At 62.3% G+C, this 12,904-nt stretch carries 10 protein-coding genes; 4 read left to right on the plus strand and 6 right to left on the minus strand.

All coding sequences use genetic code 11. From position 1 onward, the window contains the following. Window positions 1-105: 105 nt before the first annotated feature. On the minus strand, window positions 106-990 hold the full coding sequence (locus FPB55_RS07440; RefSeq protein ID WP_054881936.1) for a LysR substrate-binding domain-containing protein: 885 nt from the start codon (window positions 988-990) through the stop codon (window positions 106-108). A 151-nt stretch (window positions 991-1,141) separates the two neighbouring features. On the opposite strand from FPB55_RS07440, the gene FPB55_RS07445 reads away from it, so the two are divergent. Next, window positions 1,142-4,162: an FAD-binding and (Fe-S)-binding domain-containing protein gene (locus FPB55_RS07445; protein ID WP_009681496.1), complete on the plus strand. Its 3,021-nt coding sequence runs from the start codon at window positions 1,142-1,144 to the stop codon at window positions 4,160-4,162. A gap of 44 nt (window positions 4,163-4,206) precedes the next feature. Here the strand turns inward: FPB55_RS07445 and FPB55_RS07450 are convergent, their stop codons facing one another. The 4 genes from FPB55_RS07450 to phhA all read right to left on the minus strand — a co-directional run bounded on the left by FPB55_RS07450 (window position 4,207) and on the right by phhA (window position 7,043). Beyond that, window positions 4,207-5,394 carry an MFS transporter gene (locus tag FPB55_RS07450; protein WP_054881938.1) on the minus strand — a complete coding sequence of 396 codons (1,188 nt, stop codon included), beginning with the start codon at window positions 5,392-5,394 and terminating at the stop codon, window positions 4,207-4,209. A 90-nt stretch (window positions 5,395-5,484) separates the two neighbouring features. Continuing rightward, window positions 5,485-5,613: a hypothetical protein gene (locus FPB55_RS26825; RefSeq protein WP_009681494.1), complete on the minus strand. Its 129-nt coding sequence runs from the start codon at window positions 5,611-5,613 to the stop codon at window positions 5,485-5,487. Window positions 5,614-5,858: 245 nt separating this feature from the next. Beyond that, window positions 5,859-6,215, minus strand: coding sequence for a 4a-hydroxytetrahydrobiopterin dehydratase (locus tag FPB55_RS07455; RefSeq protein ID WP_009681493.1), 357 nt, complete (start codon window positions 6,213-6,215; stop codon window positions 5,859-5,861). 39 nt (window positions 6,216-6,254) lie between these two features. Then, on the minus strand, window positions 6,255-7,043 hold the full coding sequence (gene phhA, locus FPB55_RS07460; RefSeq protein WP_009681492.1) for a phenylalanine 4-monooxygenase: 789 nt from the start codon (window positions 7,041-7,043) through the stop codon (window positions 6,255-6,257). A gap of 254 nt (window positions 7,044-7,297) precedes the next feature. Between phhA and FPB55_RS07465 the strand changes: the two genes are divergently transcribed. Next, window positions 7,298-8,857: a sigma-54-dependent transcriptional regulator gene (locus tag FPB55_RS07465; protein WP_144187901.1), complete on the plus strand. Its 1,560-nt coding sequence runs from the start codon at window positions 7,298-7,300 to the stop codon at window positions 8,855-8,857. Window positions 8,858-8,940: 83 nt separating this feature from the next. On the opposite strand, the gene FPB55_RS07470 is transcribed toward FPB55_RS07465, so the two are convergent. After that, window positions 8,941-9,195, minus strand: coding sequence for a DUF2790 domain-containing protein (locus FPB55_RS07470; protein ID WP_009681490.1), 255 nt, complete (start codon window positions 9,193-9,195; stop codon window positions 8,941-8,943). 397 nt (window positions 9,196-9,592) lie between these two features. On the opposite strand from FPB55_RS07470, the gene acs reads away from it, so the two are divergent. Both acs and FPB55_RS07480 read left to right on the plus strand, forming a co-directional pair. Beyond that, on the plus strand, window positions 9,593-11,554 hold the full coding sequence (gene acs, locus FPB55_RS07475) for an acetate--CoA ligase (RefSeq protein WP_009681489.1): 1,962 nt from the start codon (window positions 9,593-9,595) through the stop codon (window positions 11,552-11,554). Window positions 11,555-12,090: 536 nt separating this feature from the next. Further along, entirely contained in the window at window positions 12,091-12,876 is a 786-nt protein-coding gene (locus FPB55_RS07480; RefSeq protein WP_009681488.1) for an ABC transporter substrate-binding protein, read from the plus strand. Window positions 12,877-12,904: the final 28 nt, after the last annotated feature.

Here is a 12,904-nt window from a genome sequence, read left to right on the forward strand (position 1 = left end):
TCGATCTCACAGGCACTGAAGATGCAGCGGCTACCCTTGCCAGAAACCATAGAATCTCCCACAGGTACTGCACAGGGCTTGGGGCCTATGCGGTCGAGGCAGGACTCAGATCTGCTCCAGCAACCACCCCCTGAACGCCCGCAACGACGGTAATGCCTCATTCCTCGGCGGGTAGATCAGGTAGTAACTGCGCTGGCTGGCAAAAGCTGTTCCGGGGCTGTGCAGTTCACCCTTGGCCAGTTCTTCTTCCACGAGAATGCGCGGTACCAGCCCGATGCCGATCCCGGCGCGCACGGCCTGGATCAGGTGCGAGGTGAGCTCGAAACTCGGCCCCAGGCGCATCGCCCGGTGCGGCAGGCCATGGTGGGAAAACCACTCGCCCCAGGCATGCGGGTTGTTGGCCACGTTCAGCAGCACCTCTTCGCTGATGCTGGCGTGGCTCCAGCCCTGGCGGTCGGCGCTGGCCTGCGGCGGTACGATCACCACCAGTTCCTCGGCATGCAGGCGATGGCAGACCAGCCCGGGCAGGTCGTGGCTGGCCACGCCAATGGCGGCATCGATCTCGCTGGTTTCGAAATTGATGGCTTCGATGCGTGAATGAATGTGCACCAGCATGCCTGGGTGCGCGCTGTAGAACGCATGCAAGCGCGGCAACAGCCATTTGGAGCCGAAGGTGGGCAGGGTGGCCAGGCGCAAGGTGCCGACCCCGGACTGGTAAGCCAACGCTTGCAGGGTGGCGCTGCGGATGCGCCCCAGCGCCTCGCTGAGCTCGCCCTGGTACAGCCGGCCGACATCGGTCAGCTGCACCTGGCGCCCTTCACGGCGGAACAGGGTCAGGCCCAATTGTTGTTCCAGTGCCTGCACCTGCCGGCTGACCGCGCTCTGGGTCAGTGACAGTTCGGCAGCGGCGCGGGTGTAGCTTTCATGCCGGGCGGCGGCCTCGAATGCCAGCAGCAGCGACATGGACGGAGTCAGGTGGCGGTAATTCATTCATAAAAGTCATTGATAGCGGCAGGATTATCCGTTTGCCCCTGAGCGCAAACTACAGGAACATTGGCTTATACGTCACCCCCGCCTGGTTTGACCCATGCCGGGGCGACAGGAATCCCGTGAATAGCCAATATCAAGAGGCCATCCTTCGATGATCGCCCAGCTGCCAACCGTTGCACCCAGCGCCAACTACCCAGAATTCCTCGAAGCCCTGCGCAACAGCGGCTTCCGTGGCCAGATCAGCGCCGACTACGCGACCCGCACGGTGTTGGCCACCGACAACTCGATCTATCAGCGCCTGCCGCAGGCTGCGGTGTTCCCGCTGGATGCCGACGATGTGGCGCGCGTGGCCACGCTGATGGCCGAAGCACGCTTTCGGCACGTCAAGCTCACCCCGCGCGGCGGGGGCACCGGCACCAACGGCCAGTCGCTGACCGATGGTATCGTCGTCGACCTGTCGCGGCACATGAACAACATCCTCGAAATCAATGTCGAGGAGCGCTGGGTGCGGGTGCAGGCCGGCACCGTGAAGGACCAGCTCAATGCTGCGCTCAAGCCGTACGGGCTGTTCTTCGCCCCTGAGCTGTCCACGTCCAACCGCGCCACCGTCGGCGGCATGATCAACACCGACGCCAGCGGCCAGGGCAGCTGTACTTATGGCAAAACCCGCGACCACGTACTGGAGTTGCACAGCGTGCTGCTCGGTGGCGAGCGCCTGCACAGCCTGCCGATCGATGAGGCCGCGCTGGAGCAGGCCTGTGCCGCGCCTGGCCGGGTGGGCGAGGTGTACCGCATGGCGCGGGACATCCAGCAAACCCAGGGCGACCTGATCGAGCGCACCTTCCCCAAGCTCAACCGCTGCCTGACCGGCTACGACCTGGCGCACCTGCGCGACGAACAGGGCCGTTTCAACCTCAATAGCGTGCTGTGCGGTGCCGAGGGCTCGCTTGGGTATGTGGTCGAAGCCAAGCTCAATGTGCTGCCGATCCCCAAGTACGCGGTACTGGTCAATGTGCGCTACACCAGCTTCATGGATGCCCTGCGCGACGCCAACGCGCTGATGGCGCACAAGCCGCTGTCCATCGAAACCGTGGACTCCAAGGTGCTCATGCTGGCGATGAAGGATATCGTCTGGCACAGCGTTGCCGAATACTTCCCGGCCGACCCCGAGCGGCCGACCCTGGGCATCAACCTGGTGGAGTTCTGCGGGGACGAGCCAGCGCAGGTCAATGCCAAGGTGCAGGCGTTCCTCCAGCACCTGCAGAGCGACACCAGTGTCGAGCGCCTGGGCCACACGCTGGCCGAGGGTTCCGAGGCCGTCACCCGTGTCTACACCATGCGCAAGCGCTCGGTGGGCCTGCTGGGTAACGTCGAGGGCGAGGTGCGCCCGCAACCTTTCGTCGAGGACACCGCGGTGCCGCCGGAGCAACTGGCCGACTACATCGCCGATTTCCGGGCCTTGCTCGATGGTTACGGCCTGGCCTACGGCATGTTCGGCCACGTGGATGCCGGCGTGCTGCACGTACGCCCCGCGCTGGACATGAAAGACCCGGCCCAGGCCGCGCTGGTCAAGCCGATTTCCGATGCGGTGGCGGCACTGACCAAACGCTATGGCGGCCTGTTGTGGGGCGAGCATGGCAAGGGCCTACGTTCGGAGTACGTGCCGGAGTATTTCGGCGAACTGTACCCAGCACTGCAGCGCCTGAAGGGCGCCTTCGACCCGCATAACCAGCTGAACCCGGGCAAGATCTGCACGCCGCCCGACAGCGCCGAAGGCCTGACCAAGGTCGATGGCGTGACCCTGCGCGGCGACCTGGACCGCAGCATCGACGAACGGGTCTGGCAAGACTTCGGCAGCGCCGTGCACTGCAACGGCAACGGTGCCTGCTACAACTACGACCCCAACGACGCCATGTGCCCCTCATGGAAAGCCACCCGTGAGCGCCAGCACTCGCCCAAGGGCCGTGCCTCGCTGATGCGCGAATGGCTGCGCCTGCAGGGCGAAGCGAACATCGACGTGCTGGCTGCGGCGCGTAACAAGGTCTCGTGGCTCAAGGGCCTGCCGGCGCGCCTGCGCAACAACCGCGCACGCAACCAGGGCCAGGCCGACTTCTCCCATGAGGTGTATGACGCCATGGCCGGCTGCCTGGCGTGCAAGTCCTGCGCTGGGCAGTGCCCGATCAAGGTCAACGTGCCGGACTTCCGCTCGCGCTTTCTCGAGCTGTACCACGGCCGTTATCAGCGCCCGCTGCGCGACTACCTGATCGGCTCGCTGGAGTTCACCATCCCCTACCTGGCACACGCACCGGGGCTGTACAACGCGGTAATGGGGTCGAAATGGGTGAGCAGGCTGCTGGCCGAAAAGGTCGGCATGGTCGACAGCCCTTTGATCAGCCGCTTCAACTTCCAGGCCACCCTGACCCGCTGCCGGGTTGGCGTGGCCACGGTGCCGGCGCTGCGCGAACTGACCCCGGCCCAGCGCGAGCGCAGCATCGTGCTGGTGCAGGATGCCTTCACCCGTTACTTCGAAACGCCGTTGCTTTCGGCGTTCATCGACCTGGCCAACCGCCTGGGCCACCGGGTGTTCCTGGCGCCATATAGCGCCAACGGCAAGCCGCTGCATGTGCAGGGGTTCCTCGGTGCATTCGCCAAGGCGGCGATCCGCAATGCCAGCCAGCTCAAGGCCCTGGCCGATTGCGGCGTGCCGCTGGTGGGCCTGGACCCGGCCATGACCCTGGTGTACCGCCAGGAGTATCAGAAGGTGCCGGGCATGGACGGTTGCCCGCAGGTGCTGCTGCCGCAGGAATGGCTGATGAATGTGCTGCCCGAACAGGCACCGACCGCGCCGGGCAACTTCCGCCTGATGGCGCACTGCACCGAGAAGACCAACGTGCCGGCCAGTACCCGCCAATGGGAGCAGGTGTTTGCCCGTTTGGGGCTGAAGCTGGTGACCGAGGCCACTGGTTGCTGCGGTATGTCCGGTACCTACGGGCATGAGGCGCGCAACCAGGAAACCTCGCGGACCATCTTCGAGCAAAGCTGGGCCACCAAGCTGGACAAGGAGGGCGAACCTTTGGCTACCGGGTACTCGTGCCGCAGCCAAGTCAAGCGCATGACCGAACGCCAGATGCGCCACCCGCTGGAAGTGGTGTTGCAGTACGCTCAGCGCTGACCTTCAGCGGCGCGGGCTGCCTTGCAGCCCAGCGCGGCTTCGTTTTACCGCGCCCGGGCCTGTTGAGCCTGCCGATACAGATACAGGCTCAGCAGCAACCCACAGGCCGCAGCGGCGGCGGCAAACAGAAACATCGAGGCAAACCCGAACCCGGCCGCCACTGCGCCCACCAGAGGCCCGGTTACCCCCAGCGACAAGTCGATGAACAGCGAATACGCCCCCACCGCCGCCCCGCGGTTGGCCGCCGAGACCTGGTTCACTGCCTCAACGCCCAGCGCCGGGAATACCAGCGAAAAGCCAAACCCGCTCAGTGCTGCCCCTGCTAGCGCCAGCTCTGCGCTGGGCGCCAACCACAGCATCAGCAGCCCCAGCGTTTCTACCGCCAGGCAGGCAATGGCCACGCGAAACCCGCCAATCCGGTTGATCAGGTTGCCGAACAGCAGGCGAGCACTGATGAAGCTGGCACCGAACAGGCTCAGTGTCAGTGCGGCGTTGGCCCAGCCCTGGCTGGCGTAATACAGGGTGATGAAGGTGGCGATGGTGCCAAAGCCGATCGAGCCCAGGGCCAGCCCCGAGCCATGCGGGAAGACTTTGCCCAGCACGCTCAGGAACGGCAGGCGCACGCCATGGACGATGGGCGCAGCCTGTTTGGGCCAGGCCAGCAGCAGGCCTACCGCGCACAGCAGGATGATGCTCAGGCCCATGCTCCACAGCCCAAGGCCCTTGACCATCAGTACGCCCAGCGGCGCGCCGATGGCCAGGGCGCCGTAGCTGGCAATGCCGTTCCAGGAAATCACTTTGGCCGTGTTGGCAGCCCCGACCCGGCCGATGCCCCAGCCTATCGAGCCCGAACCCACCAGGCTTTCGGCGCTGCCCAGCACCAGTCGGCCAGCCAGCAGGCAGGCCAGGCTCCACCCGGGCAGGTGGGTCAGGAAGGCGCAGGCCAGCATGAACACGCCGCTGATGCCGCAGCCGGCAAGGCCGTAGATCACGGCTTTCTTGCTGCCATGGTTGTCGATGATGCGGCTGGCGGCAGGGCGGCTGAGCAGGGTCGCCAGGTACTGCACGCTGATCACCAGGCCGGCGACGACGGTACTGAAACCCAGGTCGTTGTGTACGTAGCCGGGCAGTACGGCCAGCGGAATGCCGATGTTCAGGTAGCCAATGAAGGTGAACAGAACGATGGAGACGACTTGCAGGGTGACCGCAAGGGGGCGGGGTGAGTCGGGCATGAGGGCCTACATGGGTTCTGGACGGTGTGAAAACGTGCTGACGGGGGTGGCCCGCAGGTCAGCCGTTTTCACACAGTCGGGGATGCGCAGTTAGTCCTGGTCAGCGCTGGATTGATCGTCACCATCCTGCTCGACGGCAGCTGCCGGTTCGGCGTGGGCGGTCACGGTTGGCTCTTCTGGGTTCAGGCTTGGGAAGGGAAGATTCGGGATCTCATGCATCTCGTCGTTCCTCGCAAGTGTGAGTGAAAAGTCTGCGCCAGGCGCGTTTGAAGCTTTGCAAAGCTGGGGCAGGATACACAAGTCTGGATGACAGTTTGGTTTTTTTCCCGCTCGCCGGTCGGGTTTGCGGGCGAACAGCGCACAACATCTGGCCGAAAAACGGCGGCTTTGTGGCGCGTTCGCCCGCCAGGCAGGGGTGGGCGCAGGGCAGCGGCCTTGCCGGTGTCAGAGGGGCAGCCGCGGCTTTACTTGCGGCCTTCAGCCGATTCCGCCACCTTGTCGGTGCGCGCACACATGATGAAGTCGTTGCGGTGCAGGCCCTTGATCGAGTGGCTCCACCAGGTCACGGTCACCTTGCCCCACTCAGTCAGCAGCCCAGGGTGGTGGCCTTCGGCTTCGGCGATTTCGCCAACGGCATTGGTGAACGCCAAGGCGTGCTTGAAGTTCTTGAACAGGAAGACGCGCTCCAGCTCCATATGGCCGTCACGTACTTCGATGTTCCAGTCCGGGATCTCGCGAATCAGTTCTGCCAGCTCTTCGTCGGTGACTTTCGGCGCGTCGGCGCGGCAGGCTTCGCAGTGGGCTTGGTTCAAGGCATTCATGGAATAGTTTCCGCTTCGAGTTGTTATCGGCAAGGTCGCTCAGGCAGCAACCTTGGGTGGAAATTTAGGCGCATGCAGGCCCAGCTGCATGGCGGTGTGGACCATGCCCATGATGTCCTCGTGGGCCAGGTCGAACAGGCGCTTCATGTTCGGCAGCACGAAGTACAGGGGCTGCAGGATGTCGATGCGGTACGGTGTACGCATGGCTTCGACGGGGTCGAAGGCCTGGTGCTCGGGTTCACCAGACAAGCAATATACGGTCTCTTTGGGCGATGAAAGAATGCCGCCACCGTAGATTTTGCAGCCTTGGGCGGTTTCCATCAGGCCGAATTCGATGGTCATCCAGTACAGGCGGGCCAGGTACACCCGTTGTTCCTTGGTCGCGGCCAGGCCCAGCTTGCCATAGGTGTGGGTGAATTCAGCGAACCAGGGGTTGGTCAGCAGCGGGCAGTGGCCAAAGATCTCGTGGAAGATGTCTGGTTCCTGCAGGTAGTCCAACTCCTGCGGAGTGCGAATGAAGGTCGCGACCGGGAAGCGCTTGCTGGCCAGCAGCTCGAAAAAGGTCTGGAAAGGGATCAGGGCAGGTACCCGAGCCACCTGCCAACCGGTGGTGGCGCCCAGCACCTTGTTGATTTCACCCAGCTGCGGAATGCGCTCATGGGGTAGGTTGAGTTGCTCGATACCGTCGAGGTATTCCTGGCACGCGCGGCCTTCGATCACCTTCAGCTGGCGAGTGATCAGGGTATTCCACACAGCGTGCTCTTGCTGGGGATAATCGATAAAACCATGCGCATCGGGCTCGCGGGCCACGTAGTGCGTCTGTTTCATAGGGCTCTCCTGGTGAGGGCTTTCTTGTTATGTACGGCACATACCCAAGCATTAGGCTTTTGCTCACCGCTTTGCACGGGGGCCTGGCTGCGTTGAAATCCCTCACGGGGTGAAGATCGTAACGAAAATTTTACAAATTTCACGAGAGCGCGGAAAATACGCCGTATTCGGCTGGCGTTTGTTCGGTTTTTGTCAGCTTATCTTTACGAATTTTCTGCGCTGTGTTGAAAAACATCGGCGTTGCGAGAGCCCTCATGCGTATCAAAGTGCACTGCCAGAATCGCATTGGCATCCTGCGGGACATCCTCAACCTGCTGGTCGGGTACGGCATCAACGTGCTGCGCGGCGAGGTGGGGGGTGACCATGGCAACGCCATCTACCTGCACTGCCCGAACCTGGTCAATTTGCAGTTCCAGGCCCTGCGCCCGAAGTTCGAGGCCATTGCCGGGGTGTTCGGCGTAAAGCGCGTGGGGCTGATGCCCAGCGAGCGCCGGCACATGGAGCTGAATGCGCTACTGGGGGCCCTGGACTTCCCGGTGCTGTCGGTAGACATGGGCGGCAGCATCGTTGCGGCCAACCGTGCCGCAGCGCAGCTGTTGGGGGTACGCGTGGACGAGGTGCCGGGCATGCCATTGGCCCGCTACGTCGAAGATTTCGACTTGCCGGAGCTGGTGCGGGCCAACAAGTCGCGTATCAACGGCCTGCGCATCCAGGTCAAGGGTGATGTGTTCCTGGCCGATATCGCGCCGCTGCAGTCCGAGCATGACGAGAGCGAGGCGCTTGCTGGTGCCGTGCTTACCCTGCACCGTGCCGACCGCATTGGCGAGCGCATCTACAACGTGCGCAAGCAGGAGTTGCGGGGGTTCGACAGCATCTTCCAGAGTTCGCGGGTGATGGCAGCCGTGGTGCGTGAAGCGCGGCGCATGGCGCCGCTGGATGCGCCGTTGCTGATCGAGGGCGAGACCGGCACCGGCAAGGAGCTGCTGGCGCGGGCGTGCCACCTGGCCAGCCCGCGCGGGCAGTCGCCATTGATGGCACTCAACTGTGCCGGGTTGCCAGAGTCGATGGCCGAGACCGAGCTGTTCGGCTATGGCCCGGGGGCATTCGAAGGGGCGCGGGCCGAGGGCAAGCTTGGGTTACTGGAACTGACTGCGGGGGGCACCTTGTTCCTTGACGGGGTGGGGGAGATGAGCCCGCGCCTGCAGGTCAAGCTGCTGCGCTTCCTGCAGGACGGGTGCTTCCGCCGGGTCGGCAGCGATGAAGAGGTATACCTGGATGTACGGGTGATCTGCGCCACCCAGGTGGACTTGTCCGAATTGTGTGCCCGTGGTGAATTCCGCCAGGACTTGTATCACCGCCTCAACGTATTGTCGCTGCACATTCCGCCTTTGCGCGAGTGCATGGATGGCCTGGAAGGGCTGGTGCAGCATTTTATTGATCAGGCCAGCCGGCAGATCGGCTGCGCCTTGCCACGTTTGGCGCCGGCAGCCATGGACAAACTTGGGCAGTATCATTGGCCGGGTAATGTAAGGCAGTTGGAGAACGTTTTGTTCCAGGCGGTTTCATTATGCGAAGGCGGCGTGGTCAAGAGCGAGCATATTCGTTTGCCGGATTATGGCGTGCGCCAACCGCTGGGTGATTTTTCGCTGGAAGGGGATCTTTCGCAGATCGTCGGGCGCTTTGAAAAAGCGGTGCTGGAAAGTTTGATGGGCGAGTTTTCCAGTAGCCGGGCACTGGGAAAAAGATTGGGTGTTTCACATACCACCATTGCCAACAAGTTGAGAGATTATTCACTTAACAAGTCGGGCGATTAGGGGCGGGCAACAACTTTGGCACTGCTTTAAAGTTACAGGTATTGTGTCGCGAAGGGGCCCCGCAGGGCCCCGATTCAAGATCTTCACCCGTTAGAGCAGCCGTTCCCCATCACGCGGTATTCGAGGATATGCTTCTGCCCTTGGGAGTCCTCGTAGGTCATGCGCGCTGGCACGACTTCGCACACATTGGGCACTTCGCTCATGGAAATGACGCGGGCGATGTCCAGGTGCTGAGAGTAACTGTATTGTTCAACCGGAATCTGCTCGGCATCTTTGGCTTCATCGGCCAGTGCCGCGCCGCAAAGACTACCCAGTACCAATACCAGTAAAGCTTTCATTTCAAATATACCTGTCTAAGGTCGTGAGGGGGCGCGCGGCGCTTGTGGCGCCGCGTGTACATCAAGTTTCAACTAACCAGATAAAGGGAGATCAACGTGCGCCTTCGTGGGGGCTGTTACCAGTTGTTAATCGCCTTGCCGTTGCTGGCGAAGTGAATTTTATGGCCGCCACCCGGGCCGAAACAGGGGGTGTTTTGATAAAGTCTTTTAACAGAATCTGTAACAATCCATCGGTCCGTGCGTTCAGCGGCATGCCAGGCAAGCTGTAAGGCCTGCGCCAGAGCCTTCTGCCGGTACGGCCGTACCAAATTACTACCAACGTCGAATGGCTTTTGTTGCTCTGGTACAGTTACAAACGGTCCCATACAAAAACAACTATTACACCGAGGTAACACAGATGAGTGCGGCTCCACTGTATCCCGTTCGTCCCGAGGTTGCGGCCACTACGCTGACCGACGAGGCCACTTACAAGGCCATGTACCAGCAATCGGTGATCAACCCGGACGGCTTCTGGCGCGAGCAGGCCCAGCGTATCGACTGGATCAAGCCGTTCACCAAGGTCAAGCAGACCTCGTTCGACGACCACCACGTCGATATCAAATGGTTCGCCGACGGCACTCTGAACGTTTCCTCCAACTGCCTGGACCGTCACCTCGAAGAGCGCGGCGACCAGCTGGCGATCATCTGGGAAGGTGACGACCCTTCCGAGCACCGCAACATTACCTACCGCGAACTGCACGAGCAGGTCTGCAAGTTTGCCAACGCCCTGCGTGGCCAGGACGTGCACCGTGGTGACGTGGTCACCATCTACATGCCGATGATCCCCGAAGCCGTGGTCGCCATGCTGGCCTGTGCACGCATCGGGGCGATCCATTCGGTGGTGTTCGGCGGCTTCTCGCCCGAGGCGCTGGCCGGCCGGATCATCGACTGCAAGTCCAAGGTGGTGATCACTGCCGACGAGGGCCTGCGCGGTGGTCGTCGTACCCCACTCAAGGCCAACGTCGACCTGGCGTTGACCAACCCTGAAACCAACAGCGTGCAGAAAATCATCGTGTGCAAGCGCACCGGTGGCGACATCGCCTGGCACCAGCACCGCGACATCTGGTACGAAGACCTGATGAAGGTGGCTTCCAGCCATTGCGCGCCGAAAGAAATGGGCGCCGAAGAGGCGCTGTTCATCCTGTACACCTCGGGTTCCACCGGCAAGCCAAAAGGGGTGCTGCACACCACGGGCGGTTACCTGGTATATGCCGCGCTGACCCATGAGCGCGTGTTCGACTACCGCCCCGGTGAGGTGTACTGGTGCACCGCGGACGTGGGCTGGGTCACTGGCCACAGCTATATCGTCTACGGCCCGCTGGCCAACGGCGCCACCACCTTGCTGTTCGAGGGCGTGCCGAACTACCCGGACATCACCCGGGTGTCGAAGATCATCGACAAGCACAAGGTCAACATCCTCTACACCGCACCAACCGCCATCCGCGCCATGATGGCCGAAGGGCAGGCCGCTGTAGCCGGGGCCGATGGCTCCAGCCTCCGCCTGCTGGGGTCGGTGGGCGAGCCGATCAACCCGGAAGCGTGGAGCTGGTACTACAAGGCCGTGGGCAAGGAACGCTGCCCGATCGTCGACACCTGGTGGCAGACCGAAACCGGCGGCATCCTGATCAGCCCGCTGCCGGGTGCCACCGGCCTGAAACCAGGGTCTGCGACCCGGCCGTTCTTCGGCGTGGTGCCGGCACTGGTGGACAACCTGGGCAACCTGATCGACGGTGCGGCCGAGGGCAACCTGGTGATCCTCGATTCCTGGCCTGGCCAGTCGCGTTCGCTGTATGGCGACCACGACCGTTTCGTGGATACCTATTTCAAGACCTTCCGCGGCATGTACTTCACCGGCGACGGCGCGCGCCGGGACGAGGACGGTTACTACTGGATCACCGGTCGCGTGGATGACGTGCTCAACGTGTCGGGCCACCGCATGGGCACGGCCGAGATCGAGAGTGCCATGGTGGCGCACGCCAAGGTGGCCGAAGCTGCAGTGGTGGGTGTGCCGCACGACATCAAGGGGCAGGGCATTTACGTGTATGTCACCCTCAATGCGGGTGTCGAGGCCAGCGAGCAGTTGCGCCTGGAATTGAAGAACTGGGTGCGCAAGGAGATCGGCCCTATCGCTTCCCCGGATGTGATCCAGTGGGCGCCCGGGTTGCCCAAGACCCGCTCCGGCAAGATCATGCGCCGCATCCTGCGCAAGATTGCTACCGGTGAGTACGATGCGTTGGGCGATATCTCGACCCTGGCCGACCCGGGGGTGGTGCAGCACCTGATCGATACCCACAAGGCGATGAGCCTGGCTTCGGCGTGATGGCGGGCCGGCGTGTGCGCTGAATGACAGGGGCCGCTTTGCGACCCATCGCGACGCAAGGCCGCTCCTACAGAAACCCTGCCCGGGCAACCGGCGGGGTTTTTGCTTTACTGTTACCCGACAATCATCGGTAACCGTTCTGTCACCGGTGCCGCACAATGGCGGGGCGCGCGGAAACAAAACCGGCCCATTCCAGTGCAGCTTCATGGCATTTGCAGCCGTGCCGCTCGCCCCACTTGCCGTAATTCGAGGCTTTGCCAATAATAGGCCCAGGAATTGCTAGTTCTATAGGTTCTATTTCTTGCGCTTTTGCATATTTTGCAATGGCTGTCAACATCGCCCGCGGCGGTTTCAGGCGCTTCTATAAGTAGTTGTCGCTTTGAAGAAATATCGACTACCGGGCTGTCGTTAGAATGCCACACACTCGCTCGTGGTATGCGGCCTTGGTCGAACCCTGCGCGGCTCGCGTTGTACTCATTCGCATATCGGGCAGCCGTGATCTGCCTTGTATTGCCCCGTACCGATGGAGTTACCTGATGAAGAAGCTTGCACTGCTTGGCGCCCTGGCGCTGTCCGTGTTTTCCCTGGTGTCGCAGGCCGATGAAAAGCCGTTGAAAATCGGCATCGAGGCCGCATACCCACCTTTCGCCTTCAAACAGCCCGACGGCAGCATCGCTGGCTTCGACTACGACATCGGCAACGCCTTGTGCGAAGAGATGAAGGCCAAGTGCACCTGGGTCGAGCAAGAATTCGATGGCCTGATTCCGGCGCTGAAGGTGCGCAAGATCGACGCCATCCTGTCGTCGATGTCGATCACCGAAGACCGCAAGAAGTCGGTCGACTTCACCAAGCGCTACTACCTGACGCCGGCGCGCCTGGTCATGAAGGAAGGCACCACCGTCAGCGACAGCCTGGACGAACTCAAGGGCAAGAAGATCGGCGTACAGCGCGGCTCGATCCACGACCGCTTCGCCAAGGAAGTGCTGGGCGCCAAAGGTGCCACCGTCGTGCCTTACGGCACCCAGAACGAAATCTACCTGGACGTGGCAGCCGGTCGCCTCGATGGCACCGTGGCTGACGCCACCCTGCTGGAAGACGGTTTCCTGAAAACCGACGCCGGCAAGGGCTTTGCCTTCGTAGGCCCGGCCTTCACCGACGCCAAGTACTTCGGTGACGGTATCGGCATTGCCGTACGCAAGGGCGACGACGCCAACCGCGAGCGCATCAACAAGGCCATCGACGCCATCCGCGCCAACGGCAAGTACCAGGAAATCGAGAAGAAGTACTTCAACTTCGACATCTACGGTCCAGACTCGAACTAAGACGTCGGGTTTACCTGTGCAATGGTGC

The sequence above is a fragment of the Pseudomonas sp. BJP69 genome (assembly GCF_007633355.1).
Classification (GTDB): Bacteria; Pseudomonadota; Gammaproteobacteria; order Pseudomonadales; family Pseudomonadaceae; genus Aquipseudomonas; species Aquipseudomonas juntendi.